The organism is Dolichospermum heterosporum TAC447 (assembly GCF_024584745.1).
Classification (GTDB): Bacteria; Cyanobacteriota; Cyanobacteriia; order Cyanobacteriales; family Nostocaceae; genus Dolichospermum; species Dolichospermum heterosporum.
On the sequence record NZ_CP099464.1, the window covers coordinates 3,129,041 to 3,153,727 of the forward strand.

Consider the following 24,687-nt stretch of genomic DNA (forward strand, 5'->3'; position numbering starts at 1 on the left):
GTAAAGATTGATGATTTATTCCTAATTTCCGGCTGATTTTTCAGCTAACCAAGCTTGGAACATGAGTATAACCCAGAGATGATGTTGCCAATTGCGATCGCCATTTTGGTGTTCATCCCACTTTTGCCGAATTGGTTGAGGATGAAAATACCCTTCTCTTCGCAATCGAGACTCATCCAGCAAATCTTCTGCCCATGCTCGTAAAGGTCCACGCAACCATGCACCAATCGGAATACCAAAACCCATTTTTGGACGCTCAATTAATTCCCTGGGTACGTACTTATATAAAACCTGTCGTAACAACCATTTACCTTGATTACCACGTATTTTCATGGATAGGGGGATTTGCCAAGCAAATTCCACAACCCGATGATCTAAAAAAGGTATGCGACCTTCAAGACTCACACCCATAGTGGCACGATCTACTTTCACTAAGATATCACCTGGCAAGTAGCTGATTAAATCCAAGTACATCATGCGTTCTGTGAAATTCGGTAAATTTGCCCACAAATTGCCATCACTAAAAACTGTGCTGAGTTGAGAACTATCAATCACAACTTTTTCTGGTTCTTGCAAATGGGATACCAAATCCGCATACATAGTATCGGGGTGGGAAACTGCTAAAATGTTTGCTAACTTATGTAATTTATCGCCAAAATTCAATTTTGCTGGCAATATGGTATTTATAGGTTCAAAACCTCGATTCCAAGTCTGGGCAGAAACACTGGTTAAAGCTTTGGCTGTAGAATGACGAACTGTTTGCGGTATCCAGCCGATCTTCTGCCAGATACTACTTGCCAAAAAATAGCGCTTATATCCAGCAAATAATTCATCACCCCCATCACCAGAAAGACTGACGGTGACATGATTTTTGGCAAGTTGAGATACTAAGAATGTGGGAACTTGGGAAGGATCGGAAAATGGCTCGTCATATAAACTTGGTAGTTTGGGAATTACTCCCATAGCTTCCTCTGAGGTGACATAAAGTGACCTATGGTCTGTACCCAAGTGCTGTGCCACAGACTTAGCATATTCAGCTTCGTTATAGTCTTGTTCGTGAAAACCAATGCTGAAAGTTTTCACAGGTTGCTGACTTTGAGCCTGCATCAAAGCCACAATTGTCGAAGAGTCTATCCCACCTGATAGAAAAGCACCTAAAGGGACATCTGCCAGCATTCGCATTTTTACGGCATCTTTTAGTAGCACCTCTAAATGTACTATAGCTTCATTTTCTGACCCTGTGAAGGGATAAGCAACACCTGATTCTGCGGCAGTTTTTGCAGACCAATAGGGTACTGGCTGGGGATGAATTGCCGTCCCATTCAAACTTAGAAGAGTTGCGGGTGGTAATTTATAGATGCCTTGATAGATGCAATAAGGGGCAGGAATATAAGAAAACCGGAGGAATAAAGCCAAGGCATCACGGTTGATTTCGGGTTGAAAATCAGGATGGACTTTAAAAGCTTTTAATTCTGAGGCAAATATAAAAGTATGACCGCACCAACCATAATATAGTGGCTTTTCGCCGATGCGATCGCGTCCCAAATGTAAAACCCGTTCTTGACGATCCCATACAGCAAAAGCAAACATCCCATTAAAACGCTTGGTTGCTTCTAGAACTCCCCATTCACAGATAGCTGATAACATTACTTCTGTGTCAGAATGACCGCAAAAGCTATATCCAAGACTTTGTAACTGCTTTCTTAATTCTGGAAAATTATAAACTTCACCATTGAAAACAATTACATACCGACCATCCCTAGATATCATCGGTTGATGTCCTTGCGGTGAAAGGTCTACTATAGATAGTCGCCGATGTCCTAAAGCAATACCGACCTCTCCATCAACCCAACTGCCACCATCATCTGGACCACGATGAATTAATGACTTTGACATTTGCTGCACAATTATTGGTAGATAATCTGTGCTAATTTGTCGAGATATATCCCAAAAACCAGTGATTCCACACATAAATATTTTTTTATTTAATGCTTTTTACTTTTTTTGTGCATTCAGCCAATCTTGCGTACTTTTTCGTACATAATTGTAGAAAGCAATTTGCCTTTCCCGAAGTATTTCATTTGTGTATTCTTTGGCTTTCTCTAAGTTACGGGCTGACATTCGAGCCATGCGTTCTGGGTTAGTCACAACTTCCCGAATTTTGCTAGACAAAGCAGCAACATCACCAGGTGGCACTATATCCTCTGGTGCTAGTAGTTCAGGAATGCCCGCTACTGTAGAACCAATACATGGTAATGCCCGTGCCATTGCCTCGATCATTGCTCTGGGTAAACCTTCTTGATAAGATGCTAAGATAAACAAATCCGCCTGATCCAATTCATCCCGCACAGCTTTTCCTGCGGATAACTGACCCCGAAAATTTACATAATCTCCTAAATTTAATTTCACTGCTCGCATTTCCAATTCTTCTCGATGCTTACCATCACCAACAAGAACTAGTTTAAGTTTCAGTCCCTCCCGTATACAATTAGCGACAGCATCAATTAACACATCTGGTGCTTTATAAAGTTGTGCTAATGTGCCGATAAAGACAATGGTGAAAACCTGATTTTGCTGTTTAGGTAAGCGAGGAACAGAGACAAAAGCCTCATGAGATAAATCTATACTTGAGTAATGTGTGGAAAAAGCATCTTTTCCTGGTGGATACCGCTTTTGGAGAGCGCACTCAGTGACATAGGCTGCACCACAAGCTCTAGCACATTGTCGCCGCAAGATTCGAGGGGATCGCCAGCGGAAAAACGGACGCAAAGGGTGTTTAATCGAACCAGGTGCAAAGACATCATAGGGATCACCAACCACTTCTAGACCGTAGGGATGATTCGTAGCCCGTAGTTTAGGTTCAATACAGGAAGCAATGGTCGAACTTACCCTCAAAATTACGGCATCTTCTGTATTTACAGCTTGTTGGGCAGCACGTTTAACCATGATCGATCGCCATAAATACTGCATAGGTCCAATGTAATAGGGAATAGCAGCAAAAGAAATGCGATCGCCATTGGACTCCCTCCAGTCAGACGGGACTGAGAGGACATCCTGAACACGGGCAACCACCCGCACATGATCAAAAACCTCTAAATACCTCTGCCAAAATGAATATGGAAACTGAGTATGTGTCCAGACAATCCCATCTGGTGTCAGATTAAAACGATGTTCAAGTGCAACGACAACTTTCATAAGGATATGTGGTAAGTAGAAAACTCAAGCACAAAGCGGGCTGGAAGTATCAATTCTTGGCGTTGCTGATTAAGGGTATGAATTTTAGTCTCACGCAAAGGCGCAATCACGCTTCGTGATCTCGAAGAGTAGACGCACTGAGGTTTGATTTTTAAAGGTTCAATTTGGAAATTTCATACCTCGATTCAGCAACGCCCAATTCTTAATTAACAATACCTTGTCCATTTTTTGTAGGTCGGGTTAAGCGACAGCGCAACCCGACGCATTTGTTGGGTTATGGCTATGGCTCCTACGTCGCCACGCAAGCTATAGCCACACTATGGCTAACGCCTCCCGGCAGGGATACGTGAACGTGCCATTGCTCCGCGTTCACGCAGTGTCCCGCAGGGATACGTTCACGTTCCACAACCCAACCTACAAATCAAGACTTTTTTCAATTTGGACAAGGTATTGAATTAATACAAGAATTACGTAAAAACATTTTTTCGTAAATAGATGCAATCACCTGAGCATGAAACTGTTGAGAGCGGCTTTTTCCGTTTTCAGACAATTTCAGCTTTAATTCTGAATCTGTTGTTAGCAGTCTAATAACAGCTTCTGCTATAGCTTCCACATTTGCCGGAGGTACAAGAATACCATTGACACCATTTTCAATAATTTCCCCTGGACCATAGGGACAATCTGTCGCAATCACAGGAGTGCCACAGGCCATAGCTTCTACAATCACATTTCCAAAACCTTCATAGAGAGATGACAGCACAAAAATATCTGCCGCTGCCATATATTTGTATGGGTTACTTTGAAAGCCTAGTAACCGGACACAATCATTTAATCCTAGTTGTTGAATCTGTTTTTCTAGCATCTCGCGCTGTTTCCCTTCCCCAATAATCCACAAATGTACTGGGATGACTTGCCGCACCTGTGCTAAAGCATCAATCAAATAGGGAAAACCTTTTTGATCAGTCAGTCGTCCACAGGCGACAATTAGCGGTACATTTGCGGGTAAATCTTCCTGATGGATAGACTCTTCCGCACCACTCAAGACCCTACTATCCCAGCCAGCGTTATAAATTACATCTAATTGATTGCTAATATGAGGACACAGCGTCATTAAATCCTCTGCTACACCCTGAGAAAGCGCAATTATCTGATCAGCTTGTGGATAAAGTCTGGGAATTAGTGATAACGTCAGCAAGTTAGTGATATGCCAATAGGGTTGATGCTCAACAGTGGGAGGATTCTGAACACAGAGAATAACTTTTGGACGAGTCGGCAGATCACTAGCAGCTAAAACTGCGACGACATTGGCGTGATCCATGATTGAGCAGAGAATATTAGGCTTTTGGTCCTGGATAAGTTGGCGAAGTGGAGCTATTGAGCGAATATTGCGGATAACACTGGAATTAGTTTTTCCTGTATTTAAAAAATGCAATTTAACATCCTTAGGTAAGTCAGATTCATAAGAACCTCCAGACCGGGATAAAGCTAGAGAAAAACGAAACTTTTGAGGATCAAGGTGATTGATGATTCGTAATAAATGCATCTCTGCACCACCACCACCAAGGGTGGGAACAAAGAATAGTATATGTATTCGATGATCAAATTTACTTTGTGGTTTGTTCATGGTTTTTATTGACTTTTTACTCGAAATGACAACAGTCCAAATACACGGAGAAGTACTACAGATGAAGTGACGGAAATCATCCCACGGATTATTCCCGGACCCGATGGTTCGATTAGATAGAGGGTGATTACATAGGGAACTATCATTGAAGTTTGAGTGGCATAATTGCGGAAAGTCCAAACTAGCCATTTATGGAAAAGGCCAAATGCAAAGAAAACTATAAATACACCAGGAACACCAAAATTCCAATAGGCTTCAAGAGTAGGTTCAATGGGAATACCTATATCTAAATCAAAAAATGTATTGCCAACAACACCATCTACCAATCCAGGCTTCCCTGTCCAAAATCCCCGGGGAATCAGAATTGTTAGGGCAGCTAAATAAGATCTACCATAGAGAAAATCAACCTGATTAGGTACTAAAGCTAAAATGGGAATTTCACCGCTGCCATCTCCACTTCGTGATCCTAATTCATCTGTTGCCAAGCCGAAAATAGATTCTGTTGAAGAGGGTTGATTTAATTTATCCCAGTTGATTTCTCCACTCCATGTACTGTTTCTAAAATCTCCTAATATACCTATTAGAAACAATCCGATTAAAGCAAAAGTTAGGATTTGAGTGAAGGCAACTTTGCGATCGCGGATCATAGATACTAGCAACCCAAAAATGATAAAATAAATAACACTTGAACGAGAGCCTCCACTTAAAAAATTAATAACAAGTGAACTTAATGAACATATCCAGAATAGTCCTTGAAAATGGGCTTTAGGATCTTTTGCTAACCATATTAGGCAGGCAATAGCACCAAATTGAATCAAAAATTGCCAGTAGAATTGACCCGCCAGTGTTGCCCTTCGTCCTTGTCCCCAGGAGAGGATGTGTGCAGCAATTCCACCTTGAATTTGCATATAAGCTGCACAGGCTACGATAGAGAAAATTACTACACACAAAACTTTCAGTTTTAGATGACGAGGTGGCAAAAAGGTTAATTGTAAATTACCAAATCTCAGAGAGAAGAAGAAACCACAATAGTAACTAACTAGACCAACTATACTAAGAAATACACTATCAGCTAATAAGAAAGTCAAACTTTCGCTATTCCAATTCGGTAGAGCTATATGTGATTCAAGTCCATTTATATAAATAGGAGTCTTACGTATTTCATGGATCAGAGTTAGAACAATATTGAATATTAAAGGATGAAACCATCCATAGGAAGGTTGATAAAAAATAATAGGTATGAGTAGAAGTAAAAAATTTACTACCAATCCTAAATTGACCCATTGTAAGGCAACTGTAGACTTTGGGTTAAAATATACTTGAATAACTACAAAGAGTAAATAAATAACAATGATGGCAATTAGTAGAATTCGGTGAAGCCAGTGCATAGGAACAAAGGGTGATTCATTATTGTATCTATGACTGTCAGTTTTTAATTTTGCTAGTTCGGAATTATTCATTTTTCTAACTCATTTATTTTCTGCTCAGGACAAAGCTGTTTGTAAGTTTCAATGAGTTTATCTACACCCATATCCCAATCAAATGCCTTTGCTCGTGTCCTAGCTGCAATTGCCATAGCATGGCGTTCTTCCTCATTGACAACCAGAAAACGTATTGCCATTGCCAGACTGAGTGCATCTCCAGCAGGTACGAGTTTACCAGAAACTTCATTTTCCACAATAGTTGGGATTCCACCCACATTAGAAGCAATGATAGGAAGACCAGCAGCCATAGCTTCTATCAGAACAGTAGCAAAAGCTTCGTAATAACTGGCTAAGATAAATATATCTGCACTCTGGTATTCTCCAGGAATATGAGTGGGTGATACTGCACCAGCAAACTCAACCCGGTTACTAACACCAAGCCGTTCTGCCATATCTCGTAAAAACAACTCATAATCAGGAGATCCACTACCAATAATGCGAAGACTAACTGGAAGATCGAGCAGATGAGAAATTGCCTCAAGGCAAATTTCAATTCCTTTCAAGGGAATTAAACGAGCAACTGTGAGTAAGACAATTGGTTTTAGGTGAGGGAATGATTCAATGACTCCTTGTTGATAATCCGCAGATTTACGGGCTGCGGCAATTGCTTCAAAAGGTTGCAATTTAGTAAAATTTGGCAGGAGTAATATCTTATTATTAGAAATAGAAAAATGCTGCACAAGGCGGTTTTGATAAAGTGGTGTAGTCGCCCAAATGCAATCATAAACTGAGAATAAAAACCCTTGGAGTAACTCCAGTACAAAAGTATATAACTGTTGAGGTGGATTCTTAGCAGAAATATTAATCATTTTATCTTGATTAATTATATCCCAAACTAAGTCTGAACTATACTTTACAATTGATGGAATTCGATGAAACCGAGCAATAATACCAGCCATTATCGTTAAATTGAAACTCATAGTTTGCATATGTAAAACAGTCGGTTTAAACTCGCCAATAATATGATTTATCTCATAATAAATTCGTGTATTACGCACTATTTTATCTAGCCAACCCTGACGTGAAGTTTCATCAATAAAGGTTATGGGTATTCCATCAATTATTCCACTAGAATTTGGATCACCATAAGTAATAATATGTACATCAATATTTCTAGATATCAAGTTACGTGCAATATGTTGGGTTTGTGCTGATGGACCGCCTATTTTAGGAGGATATACACCAGAAACTAATAATATCTTCATTTTCATGAAACCTCTTAATTTATTATTTAACTACGCTTTAACAACTTTAGTAATCTAAATGGTAATAATAAAGCCTTGGTTGTAAGTATTGCATTTGTTCTAGTTTTTTTCCAAAAAAGAAAGCAGAAATAGTTAGCAAGCGAAGCAGATACCAGAGTTGCAATTGCTGCTCCAATTCCTTGGTAAAGAGGTATAAGTAATAGATTGAGCATAATATTTGCCGCTAATCCTACTAGTTTCGCGTATAAATTAAAATGTTGCAGTCCCTCTGTAACTATCCAATTGCTCATCACTTCTCCTTGAAATGTAAATAGAGAAGTAAATATATAAATAGAAAGAATAGGACTAGCTAGTTGATAATTATCTCCATACAGGAGATTTATTAAAAAGCCTGACAAGGGAACGATTAAAATTATAATAGCATAGGCGAGAAGACTAGTGAAATCATAAATTTTCTGTAGCTTATTTCTGTATGTAGATTTGCTAAGGCTTTGAGCCTTAATCATACTTGGATATAATGAAGAACTAATTATAAGGGGTAAAAAAGACAAGGATTCGCAGAGAATCACTGCGCTAGAATAAATTCCAATTGAACTATGACCAACCATACTTCCTAACATCACCTGATCAAGTGAGGCATAAATTAAAATAGCTGTGGTTGATAGAAATTGAGGATATGACTCTCGGATCAAATATTTAATTGACTGGAAATCCGTTGTCCACGTTCTAATATTTTGATGATCTAGTTGATAATAAAATATTAATCCAGTTGCATAAATTATTGCTTCTAGACTAATAATACTAGCGAATAAAAACAAAGGTGCTTTAAATACAATGAGGAAAATTTTTATAACCGTTATTATTAAAAAAGCTAAATTACTAGCTAACACTTGAAATTTAGATTTAACTTGAGATTCAAACCAATTTTCAATTGGCTGGAAAGAATTAAATATAAATTTAATAGCTACAATTGCAACTAATAGATGAATATAAGAAGATTGGGGATATATTATCTTAATAAACATTATTGACAATGTGGCTGCCAGGATTCCACCAATAATTTGAACAATAAAAGCTGTGCCTAATATCTTATCCTTAGATACTGGTTTTTGGACTAAATCTCTGGTTACAATTTTGCCCATTTGTGAAGTGGATAGTGGCAGAAAGAAACTGGAAAAAGCCAAAGCATATTGAAGTGTACCAAACTTTTCCGGTCCCAGATAACGTGCTACTAATGTTCCCATGCAAAGACTTATAAATAATCTAAAAACTTTTCCCACGAAAAGCCAACCTGTATTACCGATAATTTGACGATTTTCTGGATGAAAATCTTTGACGATTTTCCTGAATTTGAGCAAGTAATTACACACTAATATTTTTTTTATCTTCATCATTTGCTTTACTCATTTTTGATAATTTTTTATAAATTATGTGATTCACAAAGAATTATGCTTGCGACTACGAAAGTTCCAAGATGTTTGATAACCATCTACACAGGCTATCCATTTATTTTCATCAATTTTATGAGGATCTATATTATGCATTCCTATTTTATTCCAGCCCCTGCCGCTTCCTTTAATAATTGAATCTTTGCTGATTTGTTTCTCTTCGTAATTTTCAGTTGTTAGATCGGTTATTTCAAATGCTCGAACTTGATTACCATATAAATGTTCATCATCTTGAGTATATCTAACGATTTTGCCATCCGATACTATGACTCTACCTCCTGGTCTAGCAATATTTTTGTTGCCCTTGATGACCGGACTTTTAGGATGTTCAATCCAAGTTGCCAAAAGATCATTTGCATAGTACAAATATAAAACATCGCTACTTTTTACTGAAGTCAAAAGCCACCAATAATCCTGAAAGTAAAAAACAGAAGCATCAGAATATTTATCACCAGACATTAAATCTTGAACAAAAGTCCATTTCGTAGGAAAATCAACTGCTTTATAGAGGCGAATAGAGTTGACTTCATTGCTTTCTGGAATCAGATAATACTGATTATTCCACTTGAAAACATATGGATAAGATAAGTGAAAATATTCATCAATTACAATTTGTTGATAAGTCCAACTAAAACCATCAGTGCTAGTTGCTAGGGCGATATCACCCTTCTGATCATCGGCATTCATGACTTCAAAAAACATATACCAAATCCCATTTTCATTGATCATAAATGGGTCTGCGACGAATTCGGCTAGCACATCTTTTACATCTTTAGCAGTCAAAACTGGGTTGTTGATATTTTCAGGAGCAACAAAATCTACAAGAGATGTGCCTACATAAATTCCAATTGACCAATTTTCTTGCTTTTTTACAAATTGTTTGATAAATTTTTTGGCAAAATTCATATCTATTAATCTCCGAATATTTAATGCAGTTTCTAATTCTAAGAAGTTGTTTCAGGTAACTGTTCACACCCCCCCTATCTTTAACGAGAGATCAAGGGTTTCGATAATTTTAGAGGGGGGGAGTGAATAACTACTGTTTCAGGAGGTAGGGGCGCAGGGCCTGCGCCCATTCAGGAGTATGGCTAACGCCACGCTATCAGCAAACCCTACTTAGATAAATCACAGGAAACAATAGAAAATTTCTCATTGTTGTTACCACCCAACCGAATATTCTTTTTCCGACTGAATCCATGCTTGCCAACTTCTAAGTTATACATACCTTCTGGTAGATAAACTACTGCCACCTCGGCGGGAACAATAACCTCTAGAACCCTATTTCCGTTCTGCGTCACCTTCATTGGCGTACCAGCTTTACCTACTGCCACCTGTAAACGGCTGATTTTTTGCCGTGCTAATGCCAGGCGCAAAAATGCTTGTCCTGCTTGACCCCCTTCCATCCGCATGACCTTTTCGCCCCGTTGCAAGATCCGATTCCCCAAGTTTTCTGCTGCCTCTAGGATTTCTTTATCTCCACTGGCTTCATAGGCTGCCACAAGGATGTCGAGAAAGATAGTCTGCTGTTGATCTAAGTCATACTTATTGACCATCTTTCCTTGCTCAATATATTCCGGTACGAATCCATCCTTTCCCATATTCAGCAAATTATCCCACGCTTGCTTGAACCGCTGAATGTACTTAGCGTCTTTGGTGGCACGATAGGCTTGAACCAGGATATAGAGAGTATTGTATTTACCGTCACCATAAAGCTGATTCACAGCGGGCTTCCCATCGGGATTAAGCTTGCGGATAAAGTGACCCCACTGCTCGACCCATGCCTTGTCGTACCATACATTCGTTACTTCCATTGCCCTATCTAGATATTTCTTTTCACCCGTCAGTTCGTGGAGATCAAACAGTTGCCGCACGTAGTATAGGGTGTCTGTATCGCTAGACCTTTCCTCTGGACGAATGAAGGCTTTAGTAGGGGTGAATTGCTCTTCTAGTAAAGCCAGATGCTGGTTCATTCGGTTATCCCAAACAAACTCTAATTTCTGGTTTGCCCATTTTATAAACTTAGGATCACCGGTTTTCTGGGACAAATAGGCTAACCCATTAGCTATTGCACCGTAATCCTGTGTTAGGGTCAGCTTACTCTTTGGCTGACCATCTTTCACCTCTACCCAGCCCCACATCCCACCCTTCTTTCCCGACTCCAGGTTAAAGTCAAAGTACTTGATAGTTGCCTCCGCCAAGGCTACACACTTTTTCAGTAGATTTAAGTCGTTAGGAAACCACTGGCAAATTTCAACTCCTTTACTTACTAACGCCACAGGTTGCTTGTTCCCTGTACTCATTTTGGTGAACTGATCTGGCGAGTCATAGGAGAAGGGAATTAGTCCTGTATTATGATTGCGATTAGAAAAGAAAGATTCAGCAAATAAACCCATCATTGCTTCGGCAGGCTGATAATCTAGTGACTTAAGTGCGATCGGCAAGTAATTGTCTAAGTGACCCCGGAGAAGATGCTTACCTGTTTTAGCAATCTCACTCCAGTATCTATCCATGATGTCAAAGCCAGCTATGAGAAACTTATCCCCGGCGATATAGTAAGCCTCTTCTTTGCCGCCTGCAAGTTTGATATGAGTTAGGTCTAGAGCATATCCTTCTAAACTCTTTGGGTAGTACCACAAAATCATCACAGTAGCTAACAATAAAGTCACAATAAATTTTTGGGAACTTTGCTTCATTTTCAATTGCCTTGGATAGGGATAATTCTTTCTGGTCTTTGACTAAGTAGGTTGGCGTTGAAAATTGTCGTTATGGCAAGGCAAAAGGCAAGAGGCAAGAGGCAAAAGGCAAGAGGGTTTGGGCGATTTTACGCTTCTTTACATAGTTTGGTTTTATTGTGTTCACCTACTTATATCCTTGAACTTTGTGGTGTTTATATCTGAATTATTTATTATTAATTACACCCCTTGTGGCTCAGTACTTGCCAAGATATTACTATTGGCAATTGGGATGAAAACAGTATTTATTTCAGTATCTCCTAAGCCATTTTTTTCTAAATATTTAGGCTCGTAACCAGCTACCAATTGTGACAGCAATGCCATAATCGAATCAGCATCATTCTTAGCTGCTACTCCTAGCAATCTTTCTACTGTAATATCCAAATAACTAGGAAGAATCTGGCTCGCATTTTTCACAACTAACAGTTTTTCATGCTCCGTCTTTTCATACTCTTCTCCCTCAATAAACAACTCTTCAAATAACTTTTCTCCTGGTCTTAAACCCGTAAATACTATGTCAATATCTTTGTTAACCTCATATCCCGAAAGATGGATTAATTCCTTCGCCAAATCCACAATTTTTACAGGTTCACCCATATTTAACATTAAAACTTCACCACCACGACCCAGAACAGATGCTTGTAAAACTAGTTGTACAGCCTCCGGTATAGTCATGAAGTAACGACAAATATCGGGATGAGTAACTGTAATTGGTCCACCGGCTAATATCTGTTTTTGGAAAGTAGGAACTACACTACCTCGACTCCCTAAAACATTCCCAAACCTTACAGCTACATAGGATTTACCGCTTTGTTTTGCTGCTTGTAAAACTAGCATTTCAGCTACTCTCTTACTCGCACCCATTACATTGGTCGGATTAACTGCTTTGTCTGTGGAAATCATGACAAAATGTTCGACATTATATTGCAGTGCTACCTGTAGTAAATTTCTGGTGCCAATGACATTATTAGTAATTGCTTCTGCGGGATTTAATTCCATCAAAGGGACGTGTTTATGAGCAGCAGCATGAAAAATTACATCTGGTTTAAATCTCTCAAAAGCGTGTTCTAATCTCGATCGCACTCGAATATCAGCAATGAATGTATAAATCTGCGGTATATTGATGACTGATTGACCATTATTTTTGAGAATTTGGATTAGTTGTTCTAGTTCTTGTTGGATATTAAAAACCGAATTTTCTCCATGTCCAATCAGGATAATTTTTGCTGGGTGACAACGGAAAATTTGCCGACATAGTTCGCTCCCAATTGATCCTCCTGAACCTGTAATTAAAACTGTTTTATCTTTAATAAATTTAGACACCTTTTTAATGTCTATATGAATAGGTTCTCGCCTGAGTAAGTCTTCAATTTTGATATCTCTAATACTATCTACTCGGACACGACCATTGAGGATTTCATGTATTCCTGGTAAAGTACTAGGTTGGACTCCATTGGCTTGACAAATATCAACAATTTCTCGAATAATTTGTCCAGAAACTGTAGGCATGGCAATAATAATTTTCTGAATTTTTAATGTTTTGATTACCTCGGAAATTTTATAGCGATCGCCCAATACCGGAATTCCCCGTAAATGTATATGCTGTTTTTTGATATCGTCATCAATAAAGCCTACAGGATAAACCCCAAACTGGGGATTTCTTTGCATATCTTCCACAAGAGAAACCCCCGCATTACCCGCACCAATAATCAGCACTCTCTCCCTATGCTTAGATATTTTCTGTCTATGATTTACCCTTTCTACAACCCGCACACTAAACCGTAGTGCAATCACACAAATACCAGAAAGTATTCCCTCCAAAATTGGTAGTGATTGCGGAAGATTACCTAATAGCATATTGAATGTTTTATCCAATATATTAAATAGCGTTGTTTGGATGACTATCACACCCATCATCAACATGACTATGTAGATTACTTCCTCAATACTTGCATATCGCCAATAGCGTTTATAAAAACCACATCCCCAAAAAACAATTAGTTTAACTACTAAAAATAAAATTGTAGCAACTGCTAACTGTGAAATATATTCTTGCAAATTCAGATCACCATCAAAATGCAAGGATAATGCTAGCAATGGTGTCATTGCAAAAATAGTAATATCAAAAATAAACCAATGTCTATTTCTAAGTTTACTTAATTGATTGGATAAGGTTTTAATTGTTTTCTGAACAGTAAAATGAGAGACGAAAAATAGGATATTCACATCAACATCTCCAGGAAAATATATGAAATCTTTTCACTAGATAAACACCTGAGATTCTAATTGATAATCTCAAAGACATGACATATTCAAATCACCGTCTGGCAGCAGCAGTAAGGATTCAGAAGTAAAACTGGCTTACTGTCCGGCTTCAAATTTAGATTCTGTACCTCATTAATCTGCAATCTGCTCCCTTCCAATCACCCTCTTAATTAATTATGTGGTGATTTACAAAAATAAATCTTCACCAATTAAATGAAAATGCCATAGCGTTGATAAATATCAACTAAACATAAACATTAATGTATGGGTTATTATTTTTTATCTTGAACTTATAGAGGTTTTATCAAATTTCCACTGCTTAAGTCATGCCAGTTTGACACAAATTCCCTATTAAATAAAAATAATAGCAGCAAGTATAGTGTTTACACCATATCTGCTGCTTAATTGGAGCGAAAACTCCGATTGTTGACTTTTAATCCAACTATTAAAAATCCATAAACAGCCTGTTGAATTTGCTGTGTGAATTTTTAATTACTAATGTTTAATTCTGTTTTGCGGTACTAGACTTTTGCTTGTAACGACTTCAGTAATTCAGTATTCACACCCGATTCACGAGTCAGAGAAATTTTACCTGTGCGAGCAATTTCTCTCAATCCAAATTTCTGTAGCACTTGCACAATCGCCACCATTTTACCAGGATCACCAACAACTTCCAAGGTTAAAGAATCTTCAGCCACATCTACAATTCGCGCTCGGAAAATCTGAGACAATTCAATAATCTCCGAACGATTAATGCTAGTAGCATTAACCTTGAGAAGCATCAATTCTCTTTCTACACAAGGAATTTCTGTAATATCCTGCACTTTGAGAACATTAACCAACTTATATAGTTGTTTAGTAAGTTGCTCAATAATGCGATCATCGCCAGGGACAACCATCGTAATTCGGGATACTCCATTCTGTTCCGCAGGTCCCACAGCCAGGCTTTCAATATTAAAACCCCGACGAGCAAATAAACTAGCAATGCGGGATAGAACCCCCGCTTCATCTTCCACAATAACTGACAGCGTATGTTTCATCGGCGACTAAAGGAGCATGACATGAACGCAGACCGGCACTCATGACTGCAAAGCGAGTTTCTACTACGCTGCATTGTCGGTCTGAATTTTTATTTTATACTTAATAATTGCAATCATTCCGTTCCTGTGGAAAAGTTATCCATAAGAATAATATTTAATTTTTGTATCCCTTACGGGAGGTATCAGCCATAAATATCCGTAAGATGTGTTGGCGACAGAGTAATACACCATGATCATAAATATCTAACTCTTAGCAGGAATATTACTAATTTAGATATATCTATTTTTAAAGGTAGATGCAGCCTTTAACTTAACGCCATATATTGTCATCAGCAGTGAAAATTGACAGGAACAAAGTATTTATGGGTTGGTTGCAAAGAATGTTTGGCTTAGAAAAATCGGAAAGCACCCAAGTTAATCCAAATTCTAGCTATGATGCTAATACACAAACCATAGAACCAGAGCGTATAGGACTAAATGGAGAATATGATCAAAGTGGTTTAGCCAAGCGAGTAGCATTAGCATTTGATCAAGATCCTGACCTTAATGATATTGATACTCTCTGGGTTGCTCAAACAGGTAGCATTGTGGTACTAAAAGGTCAAGTTCCCACTCAGGATATTCTTAATCAACTAGTTGCCGTAGCTTACACTGTTGATGGCACTACAGATGTTGATACTACACAAGTTAATTTAAATTAGATTAATTAGAGTTTGCTAAATAAGTTGTTGATGAGGACAGGCAATTACCCATTACCCATTACTAATCCAATCTAAAATCGCCTGGTTAACTTGTTCTGGTGATTCGTCATGGGGACAATGACCGACATCTTCCAGATATAGCAATTGCAGTCTCTCATTGTAGCCCACAAATTGATTTGCTAGTTTTGGCGGCACAAATCGGTCTTTTGTTCCCCAAATTAACAGCATAGGAATTGTTAAGTTTGGTAAAATTTTCTTGACACTAGGACTAAAATTAATCCCTGTTGTGGCTTTGAACAAGGCTCTAAAGGCACGAGCAGATCCCCTATCCTGGGGTGGTCCTGCTAAAATATCTATAAGTTCATCAGTAATCGCTTCGGGATTGGCATAAGCTAAACTAGCCCAAGGGCGCAGCACACTAGGACGACGCACAAAATAAAATATCGGTTTTAATATTAATCTGGAAGTAAATATACTTTTAATCCCGCTGACAAGAGGTTGCAAAGCAGTCGGAATCATTTCTTGTTCCAAATTAGGATCAGGTAAACTGATCATCACTATCCCCTGGATCATGTCAGGATGGTTAGCGGCTGCGACTAGGGAAATCAGTGAACCGATGGAATTACCCACCAAAACCACTGGTTGACGGATAAAAGTTTTCCAAAAATCGTAAACCTGCTCTACCCACAATTCCACATTGTAGTTAGTTGCAGCTTTTTCCGAAGCCCCAAAACCAATCATGTCCAAAGCGTAAACCGTGTGAGACTTACCCAAAACCTCTAAATTATGTCGCCAATGACCAATGGAAGCACCGAAACCATGAAGTAAAATTAAGGGTGTTGTTCTTGCATAATCATGGGGAGGACGAATATAAGTATAACGGGTTTGCCAACCACGCCACACCCAATCCCTTTGATTACCAACTCTTTGCTGCCAATCTCTTGCGGTAGTCACAGTTATCTCTTAATGATTAAGTCGGTGAACACAATAAAACCAAGCTGTGTAAAGAAACGTAAAATTGCTGAAAACTTCTTTACTCTTGCCTCTTGCCTCTTGCCTCTTGCCTCTTGCCTCTTGCCTCTTGCCTCTTGCCTCTTGCCTTGCTATGACGACAATTTTCAACGCCAACCTACTTAGTTGGAGACTACTAATTTTGTGCGTTGTTTCTTAATATGTTACATTATATTTGGTTAGCTTCAATGTATACCTAATTTTGCTATCATAGAAACATCTTCTAGATATCATACCTCTATGTATCTCAGAAGAAAATTGTAACAATAGTTATTAGTGTCAAATATCATGTAATTTACATTAAATAATGCAGTGGAATCAACTCAGAGTCCGGCTATACAGTCAACGACTTGATCGAACTTCTCTTATAAATTTGCTACACTAGAGAGGGATATTCATTTTCCAATTCTGAGTTACTGTTGTATTTTGCCTTCAATGGCATATCAAACTAAACTAACTAAATCAAGACCAGTCCAAAATCTTAACTAAAGAGCTGCCACTAATCATAATGCCTGTGATTGAGAAAAAAAGAACTCGCGATCTGCCCCAAATTAACGAACGGATTCGCTTCCCGAAAATTCGGGTGATTGACACTGATGGCGCACAACTGGGAATTATAACTCCGCAGGAAGCGATACAATTAGCAGAGGAAAAGGAATTAGACCTAGTGCTAATTAGTGACAAGGCTGATCCGCCAGTATGTCGAATAATGGACTATGGGAAATATAAGTTTGAGCAGGAGAAGAAGGCGCGGGAAGCCCGGAAGAAGCAGCACACAGCTGATGTAAAAGAAGTGAAGATGCGCTACAAGATAGAAGAACATGACTATAATGTGCGCGTTAAACAAGCCGAACGCTTCCTCAAAGATGGCGATAAAGTTAAGGCTACTGTGATGTTCCGAGGGCGGGAAATTCAACACAGTGACTTGGCAGAAACGTTGCTTAAACGAATGGCTACGGATTTAGAGCCTTTTGGTGAACTTCAGCAAGCACCGAAGAAAGAAGGGCGGAATATGATGATGCTGATTTCACCAAAAAAATAATTTCGTCAACAACCTAGTACAGGCTGGCGTAAATAATATGACTATTAAAAGCTCCGAAAATTTGATTGATTAAGGGCTTGAAAATGGTTCGTTCACTTACACCTTGTTGTACTAGTGCTTATGGCTTTAAAGCTCGGTCAATGTCTTCATGGAAGAGTCGCCGAGAAGCCCACACTCACTTGTTCGCGCAAGCGTGCCGCAAGGCATAAGGGGGTGTGTTGAGTATGTCACTAATAGGATCTAAAATTGACACCGGGGAGATTTGTCCTATTCCCTCAGCATTCATCCATAATTAGATTTATGTCAATTTATTCTAAAATGATAGTCCTGACGGCTGAGTGCGAAAAATCATCCTCAGTTGTTCAGGACTTTTGCTATGTTATGAAATAAGAGTCACTAGGTACTATTAAAGCACAGGAAAGTTTATGGGTAAATCTAGTACAGCATGGTGCAAATAAAGCAACCATTCTTAATAGCCATTACGGGTTGGGGTAAATCAATTTCATGCTGTTATTGATGAATCGTTTCTAGGCGCAGACCCTGCGCCCCTACTTTCTGAATTTTTCATGGTCAGAATCTACTAGTACAGCTTGGCGGAAATAATATGACTATTAAAATTTTCTCTGTTCTCTGTTAAGAGTTTCCTGCCTTCACGGTTATATCATGATAAAGAACAGGGACGCGATCGCTATTGTATGGCAGAATAGGGTATTGGCAAGAGTTTTTGCTAATTACCAAATTATTTGCTAATTTTTTTCAAAAGATAATATTAAAATTAAGGATAACTTTGTACCACTATGTTAACATCCGCAATTGATACTAAAGATGTAAATGCTATGCAATCGGTACGGGAAGGGGTGGTAGTGTGCGATCGCTCTCCCTGGGGACTTATCCGTATTTCTGGCGATGATCGTCTTCGCTTCTTACACAATCAAAGCACTAATGATTTTAAATCTCGTAAACCTGGTCAGGGCTGCGATACTGTGATGGTGACATCTACAGCCCGCACGATAGATTTAGTCACGGCTTATGTCTTAAATGATGCTGTTTTATTATTGGTTTCCCCGAACCGTCGTCAGGAACTTATGAAATGGTTAGATCGGTATATCTTCCCTTCTGATCAGGTTAAATTAACTGATGTGACAGAAGAAACAGCAATATTAAGCCTCATTGGACCCCAAAGTCATGCTGTTATCGAAAAATTGGGGGCTGGTGATTTAATTGGTCAACCAAATGGTAATCACATTTTGGTTGGTGGGGTGATAGTTGCGGTGGGTAGCGGCTTGGCTGCACCCGGATATACATTGATTTTACCCCGCGCTGAAAAACAAACATGGTGGGAGAAAATACGGTCATTGGGGGCTGTGGAATTGAGCGATCGCACTTGGGAAATGTTACGAATATTACAAGGTCGTCCCGCTCCCGACTCGGAACTCACGGATGATTATAACCCTCTGGAAGTGGGCTTATGGCAGGCAGTTTCCTTTAATAAAGGTTGTTATATCGGTCAAGAAACCATTGCCAGACTTAATACATATAAAGGTGTAAAACAATACCTTTGGGGAATTCGTCTTAGTGCTGCGGCTGAACCAGGAACAGTAATCACCATTGGCGAAGAAAAAGTAGGTAAACTCACTAGCTATACAACCACTCCTGATGGTCATTTTGGACTAGTTTACATCAGGAGTAAAGCTGGTGGAGTTGGCTTAAAAGTGCAAGTTGGAGAAGTAGCAGGAGAAATAATTGCTATTCCCTTTGTCTCCCACGAATATCCATCAATTCATGTCTAATTGTCCATTACCCATTTCCCCTACCTGGACACAATTCATCTATCCAAGAAGGCAAAATACTGCTATGAGTAGATGAAATCCGGGGAATATTTGGGCTAGGAAATCCCGTAGTTATCAATCGTTTATCTATTTGTTCCCTTCCCAATCCGAGAGGTAGCTTAACTGAAGAATGATCATGAATCGGTGTAGCAACTGCAATCACAGAAATGCCTGTAGTCATTTTCAATAACACCTGTTTATGTTCTTTGGGTACAGGTGAGTCTGTCAGGGCTATATGAGCCGGAGAGGTACTAACAATCTCATTTTTGGCGGTAGAATGCTGGGATTTTAATAAGTTTAACTCCTGTTCAGGATTGAAGTGCAAACACAAAGCTGCAATTATCTGATCAGGATCATTGTTTAAATCCAAAATGAAAGGGAGAATTTTTTTTAACTCTGGTTCTAAAGTAGATAAAGTCGCTAAGATGTAACCAGAAGAAGGTCGGCGAATACCATAATAATCTTTCCATATTCGCATTTTCACTAGCCAAGGACGATTTTGTTCGTAATAAATTAGCCACTTCTTTTTTAATGATTGACGTAAATGCTGAATATCCATTCATTCCCTCACTTCTTACTGTACCAAATTACAGCATTTATATATTTTCAGTGATCTTTATCCCTGGGGATGAAACCGATAATAAAGCATTTTCTTCACTCTTTTACCACCTAATAAATGTTGTTCCACCAATCTGGGTACTTCTTGGGGTAACACCCGACAATACCAAACCATTTCGGGTAAAACTAGCACCATTGGACCATTACCGCATTGACCTAAGCAGCCACTAGATGTGACTGTCACATTAGGTATAGGTAAATCGTGTAAAGCCGCTAAAACTTCCTTTGCACCTTGTTTTCTACAAGTACGATGTTGACATACTTTTACAGAAATCAGAAGGGGCTGTTCCTGACTTTGGATATTTGATATTAATTCATTCATCGCCATTTTGACTATAAACGCCAATTCTCTAGTATTAGTGAATAACCCAAATCTTGAATTCTTTGATAATGAGATAAATTACCTGTAACTAAGGTAAGATTATGACTAATAGCAATAGCAGCAATCATGCAATCAGGATAACCAATCCTCTTTCCTGTTATTTCTAACCCACATTCCGCACCCCAACTGTCACAGGAGTGGAATTACATAGGCAAGAAATAAAATTGAGAATAAAAAATAACATATAAGTAAATATCGGCTTTGGCAATAATCTGAGGATTTGCCCGTTTAATAATTTCTGAAAGAATATCAGTATCAAGTAGGGATTTCTCTACTCTATTCATTTTATCAACTATATCCTCTTTTTTCCATTGCCTCAACGACAATTTCATCAACGATTTCTGGAACATCCGCATATAATCCCATTAAGGGATCTTTCTTTTCCTGAATTTCTGCTAAACGTTCAATTACTTGAGTAATCAATTCTGATAACGTTGACTGATTGACTATTGCAATAGTTTTTGCCCGTTCAAAAGTCAGTCTATCTAATTCAAGTTCTATTTTTTCCATGATGGATTTACCCCCTAGTTAGGAAAACGGACAACGGTAATAATTCTGATTATATCATTTCGATCAGTAATAACTGTTGACCGTTCCCTGTTTTTACCCGCTAGTAACTTTTTTATCCAGACGTTCAGCCAGCCATAATTTAATAATAGAATCAGAAGTAACACCCAAACCCTTAGAGGTTGTTTGAAAACTTTTTCGTGTGGGATCTGACACCCGCAGATCCCCCTAAATCCCCCTTTCCAAGGGGGACTTTGAGGAATTTAGCCCCCCTTTGTAAGCTTTGTAAGGGGGGTTGGGGGGATCTCGATTAATTCTGATACTTTTCAAACATCCTCTTAGCTTCATGTTCTAAAGCTGCAATCATCCAAATTGGGAAATCAATATTAATTCGTTTTTGTTCATTACCAGGAAAACCGTCATCACCATCATCAACTAAGCAAAAACAGCCACCAAAACCGGAATTACCTCCTCGTCCTTCCTTGCCTTAAAAATAGGCTAAATCGCCACTATGATACTATATGTTGTATGTGTGGCGATCGCTAAAAAATCCTAACTGATCACTAATCCTTTAGTGGCTAACCATGCACTATTAAATATTCGTGACTGATAGCGAGAACCACTGTCACACAAAATAGTCACAATAGTATGTCCTGGACCCAATTGTTTAGCTAAAGCCACAGCCGCACCGACATTAATTCCCGTTGAACCACCCATTAATAAACCATCTTTTCTTAATAGTTGATAAACAACACGCAAGGCTTCAGAATCGTCAATTTGGATCGCATCATCAACAGGTGCGCCTTCCATATTAGCAGTAATCCGACTATTCCCAATACCTTCAGTAATAGAATTACCTTCTATTTTGATTTCCCCAGTTTTGATATAGCTATATAGTCCACTACCTAAAGGGTCAGCCACAACACATTTAACGCCCGGATTTTGTTCTTTTAGGTACATTGCCACACCAGCATAAGTACCACCCGTACCAGTGGATGCCACCCAGCCATCTACTTTACCATGAGTCTGTTGCCAAATCTCTCTACCTGTGGTTTCATAATGGGCAATACGATTGGCTAAATTATCAAATTGATTAGCCCAAATGGCGTTTTCCATTTCTGCCGCAATTCTACCAGATAGTTTGACGTAATTATTCGGATCTTTGTAAGGTACAGCAGGAACAGGACGAACTTCCGCACCCAGGGTAGTTAAAGCATCTATTTTTTCTTGGGATTGGGTATTGGGAATAAAAATCAAGCATTTATAGCCTTTGACATTGCAGATATGTGCCAGCCCAATTCCCGTATTTCCCGCTGTTCCTTCTACTACTGTACCACCGGGTTTGAGAAGTCCTTTTTTTTCTGCATCTTCGATAATATACAGCGCAGCCCGATCTTTGACAGAACCACCAGGGTTCAGAAACTCGGCTTTAGCCAAGATTTCACAACCTGTTTCTTCGCTAAAACTGTTTAAACGAATTAATGGGGTGTTACCAATTGTACCAACAAATCCATTTTTGATATCCATTTTGCATCTACCTGAGTTTTTCCCGATCTGCTTGCAGCAGCGCTTCGCTATCAAATTTTGACATTTCTAGCCATTTTTATGTGAATGAACCAAATCTTGATTTTGTTTCCCGCAAAGTCGCTAAGAGGGTGTTTGAAAACACACAAGTAATCCTGGCAGAGGTTTCAGCCTTTTTTCATCCAGGAATTTAAGCTTCACGACCGCATAATTTCATTGTGCCGATTTCTGATCCTTTCTGGACTACCTGTAGGAATTGCAGCAATTAGTTTTTGGGTGTATTCTTCTTTGGGGTGGAGATAAATACTTTCAGATGTCCCTGACTCCACTATTTTCCCTTGATTCATCACCAAAATGCGATCGCTCAAAAATTTGACTACACTTAAATCATGGGAAATAAAAATGTAAGTTAGTTGAAAATCCTCTTGTAATTCTTTCAATAAATTTAAAACTTGCGCTTGCACAGATACATCTAAAGCTGAAACTGATTCATCACAAATAATAAACTTAGGATTTAAAGCCAAAGCGCGAGCAATACAAACCCGTTGACGCTGACCACCAGAAAACTGATGAGGATATTTTTTCATATCACCCGCACTTAAACCCACTCGTTCCAACAATTCCACTACCCTAGCTTGTCGCTGTTGTTTCGACTTCCCCACCCCATGAATCAACAGAGGTTCTACAATCGCTTCCCCAATCTTCATCCGGGGATTGAGGGAACTAAAAGGATTTTGGAAAATAATCTGCATTTCTCGTCGTAAATGCTGCAAAGTTTTCCCAGTCAAGTGAGTAATATCCTGTTTATTAAATAATATTTTACCGCTCATCGGTTCGATTAATCGCAGCAACGTTCTCCCTAAAGTAGTTTTACCGCAACCAGATTCTCCCACCAATCCCAAAGTTTCTCCCGGAAAAACATCAAAGGAAACCCCATTTACAGCCTTATGGTAACGTTTTGTACTGCCAAATACTCCCCTGACTGGAAAACCGACTTCCAAGTTACTAACGGACAACAGAGGTAGTTGTGAACGAATATTTGCTAATCTTGCATTAATCTCTTCCCCAGTAATTTCCGCTGGTTGTGCAGGTTCTTTAGTCTGAATTGTCACTTTTCCAAATTCATCTTCTGTTACACTCATGTAGTCAGAAACAGTCAGTAGTTTGTGGGGACGACGATTCAGACTAGGACGACAAGCTACAAGTCCTTTAGTATAGGGATGTTGGGGGTTATTGAAAATTTGTGCTGCTGCACCATATTCAACAATTTTACCTTTATACATCACTGCTACTTGGTCAGTAATTTCCGAAATTAAACCCAAGTCATGGCTAATAAAAATCATTGCCATATTGCGGCTTTGTTGCAGTTCATATAACAATGCTAGAATTGTCGCTTGCACAGTTACATCTAAAGCTGTGGTTGGTTCATCAGCAATTAATACAGATGGATTACAAGAAATAGCCATTGCAATCATGATTCGTTGCAATTGTCCTCCAGATAGCTGATGAGGATATCTTTCCAGCATAGCTTCTTTGTGTTCTTTCACCAACTGTGCCAATTTAAAACTACCGGGTGCTGACAAATCATGATCAAGATACTGTTCCTCAATTTGTTCATCACTAGGTAAAAGTTTAACTTCTTGCAACCCGGCGATCGCAATTCTTTTTGCTTCAATTGCATTCACATTTTGATGGCGCATAATAGCTTCTTGCAACTGAAACCCGATACTATAAACCGGATTTAAAGAACTCATTGGTTCTTGAAAAATCATCGCAATATCACCACCTCGATAAAGCTGCATTTCGTCAGGTGATAATGCTAATAAATCCAACGGTTGTCCACTTGTCCGAGAAAATAAAATTTCCCCTCCACTCACTTTTCCCGGATATTGCAACAAACCCATAATTGCTAAAGCCGTAACTGACTTTCCACTTCCCGACTCTCCCACTATTCCTAAAGTCTCACCCTGATGTAGCTGAAAGCTAATATCATCAATAGCTTTTACTTTACTGCTATCACTGATAAATTCAACTTGTAGATTGCGAACCCCTAAAACTATTTCTTTCATAACACCAATTA

General features: G+C 38.9%; 20 protein-coding genes. 3 read left to right on the forward strand and 17 right to left on the reverse strand.

Translation table 11 applies throughout. The features are described from left to right. Positions 1-21: 21 nt before the first annotated feature. From asnB to ilvN, 10 genes are all read right to left on the reverse strand, one after another. Positions 22-1,971 carry an asparagine synthase (glutamine-hydrolyzing) gene (asnB, locus tag NG743_RS14155; RefSeq protein WP_257120296.1) on the reverse strand — a complete coding sequence of 650 codons (1,950 nt, stop codon included), beginning with the start codon at positions 1,969-1,971 and terminating at the stop codon, positions 22-24. Positions 1,972-1,995: 24 nt separating this feature from the next. Further along, a complete protein-coding gene (locus NG743_RS14160) occupies positions 1,996-3,195 on the reverse strand; it encodes a glycosyltransferase family 4 protein (RefSeq protein ID WP_257120297.1) in 1,200 nt (399 codons plus the stop codon). Positions 3,196-3,628: 433 nt separating this feature from the next. After that, positions 3,629-4,819 carry a glycosyltransferase gene (locus NG743_RS14165; RefSeq protein ID WP_257120298.1) on the reverse strand — a complete coding sequence of 397 codons (1,191 nt, stop codon included), beginning with the start codon at positions 4,817-4,819 and terminating at the stop codon, positions 3,629-3,631. 5 nt (positions 4,820-4,824) lie between these two features. Beyond that, positions 4,825-6,279 carry a hypothetical protein gene (locus NG743_RS14170; RefSeq protein ID WP_257120299.1) on the reverse strand — a complete coding sequence of 485 codons (1,455 nt, stop codon included), beginning with the start codon at positions 6,277-6,279 and terminating at the stop codon, positions 4,825-4,827. Then, positions 6,276-7,508: a glycosyltransferase family 4 protein gene (locus NG743_RS14175; protein ID WP_257120300.1), complete on the reverse strand. Its 1,233-nt coding sequence runs from the start codon at positions 7,506-7,508 to the stop codon at positions 6,276-6,278. Before NG743_RS14175 ends, NG743_RS14170 begins: the two co-directional genes overlap by 4 nt. 26 nt (positions 7,509-7,534) lie before the next feature. Beyond that, a complete protein-coding gene (locus NG743_RS14180) occupies positions 7,535-8,902 on the reverse strand; it encodes a flippase (RefSeq protein ID WP_257120301.1) in 1,368 nt (455 codons plus the stop codon). A gap of 42 nt (positions 8,903-8,944) precedes the next feature. Beyond that, the gene (locus NG743_RS14185; protein WP_257120302.1) at positions 8,945-9,862 is read right to left on the reverse strand and encodes a glucosamine inositolphosphorylceramide transferase family protein; all 918 of its coding nucleotides are present in this window, start codon (positions 9,860-9,862) and stop codon (positions 8,945-8,947) included. A 206-nt stretch (positions 9,863-10,068) separates the two neighbouring features. Then, positions 10,069-11,649 carry an AGE family epimerase/isomerase gene (locus NG743_RS14190; RefSeq protein ID WP_257120303.1) on the reverse strand — a complete coding sequence of 527 codons (1,581 nt, stop codon included), beginning with the start codon at positions 11,647-11,649 and terminating at the stop codon, positions 10,069-10,071. A 219-nt stretch (positions 11,650-11,868) separates the two neighbouring features. Continuing rightward, complete coding sequence (locus NG743_RS14195) at positions 11,869-13,914, reverse strand: polysaccharide biosynthesis protein (RefSeq protein WP_257120304.1); 2,046 nt, start codon at positions 13,912-13,914, stop codon at positions 11,869-11,871. A gap of 560 nt (positions 13,915-14,474) precedes the next feature. Beyond that, complete coding sequence (ilvN, locus tag NG743_RS14200) at positions 14,475-14,993, reverse strand: acetolactate synthase small subunit (RefSeq protein WP_027403392.1); 519 nt, start codon at positions 14,991-14,993, stop codon at positions 14,475-14,477. A 362-nt stretch (positions 14,994-15,355) separates the two neighbouring features. Here ilvN and NG743_RS14205 point away from each other — a divergent pair, with 362 nt between their 5' ends. Next, complete coding sequence (locus NG743_RS14205) at positions 15,356-15,694, forward strand: BON domain-containing protein (RefSeq protein WP_193962356.1); 339 nt, start codon at positions 15,356-15,358, stop codon at positions 15,692-15,694. Between the two features lie 51 nt (positions 15,695-15,745). On the opposite strand, the gene NG743_RS14210 is transcribed toward NG743_RS14205, so the two are convergent. After that, positions 15,746-16,648: an alpha/beta fold hydrolase gene (locus tag NG743_RS14210; RefSeq protein ID WP_193962355.1), complete on the reverse strand. Its 903-nt coding sequence runs from the start codon at positions 16,646-16,648 to the stop codon at positions 15,746-15,748. Between the two features lie 565 nt (positions 16,649-17,213). Here NG743_RS14210 and infC point away from each other — a divergent pair. Next, positions 17,214-17,747, forward strand: a complete 534-nt coding sequence (gene infC / locus NG743_RS14215) for a translation initiation factor IF-3 (protein WP_015083285.1) — start codon at positions 17,214-17,216, stop codon at positions 17,745-17,747. A gap of 797 nt (positions 17,748-18,544) precedes the next feature. After that, positions 18,545-19,537, forward strand: coding sequence for a CAF17-like 4Fe-4S cluster assembly/insertion protein YgfZ (gene ygfZ, locus NG743_RS14220; RefSeq protein ID WP_027403395.1), 993 nt, complete (start codon positions 18,545-18,547; stop codon positions 19,535-19,537). 7 nt (positions 19,538-19,544) lie between these two features. Here the strand turns inward: ygfZ and NG743_RS14225 are convergent, their stop codons facing one another. The 6 genes from NG743_RS14225 to NG743_RS14250 form a co-directional block, all read right to left on the reverse strand. Then, positions 19,545-20,135 (reverse strand): DUF5331 domain-containing protein, encoded by a 591-nt coding sequence (locus NG743_RS14225; RefSeq protein WP_027403396.1) that lies wholly within the window; start codon positions 20,133-20,135, stop codon positions 19,545-19,547. A gap of 57 nt (positions 20,136-20,192) precedes the next feature. After that, positions 20,193-20,516 (reverse strand): (2Fe-2S) ferredoxin domain-containing protein, encoded by a 324-nt coding sequence (locus NG743_RS14230; protein ID WP_051424417.1) that lies wholly within the window; start codon positions 20,514-20,516, stop codon positions 20,193-20,195. 203 nt (positions 20,517-20,719) lie between these two features. Continuing rightward, positions 20,720-20,860, reverse strand: coding sequence for a hypothetical protein (locus NG743_RS14235; protein ID WP_257120305.1), 141 nt, complete (start codon positions 20,858-20,860; stop codon positions 20,720-20,722). A 4-nt stretch (positions 20,861-20,864) separates the two neighbouring features. Then, positions 20,865-21,086, reverse strand: a complete 222-nt coding sequence (locus NG743_RS14240) for a hypothetical protein (RefSeq protein WP_027403399.1) — start codon at positions 21,084-21,086, stop codon at positions 20,865-20,867. Positions 21,087-21,635: 549 nt separating this feature from the next. Continuing rightward, positions 21,636-22,610: a cysteine synthase A gene (locus NG743_RS14245; protein ID WP_027403400.1), complete on the reverse strand. Its 975-nt coding sequence runs from the start codon at positions 22,608-22,610 to the stop codon at positions 21,636-21,638. A gap of 194 nt (positions 22,611-22,804) precedes the next feature. Beyond that, the gene (locus NG743_RS14250) at positions 22,805-24,676 is read right to left on the reverse strand and encodes an ABC transporter ATP-binding protein (protein ID WP_027403401.1); all 1,872 of its coding nucleotides are present in this window, start codon (positions 24,674-24,676) and stop codon (positions 22,805-22,807) included. Positions 24,677-24,687: the final 11 nt, after the last annotated feature.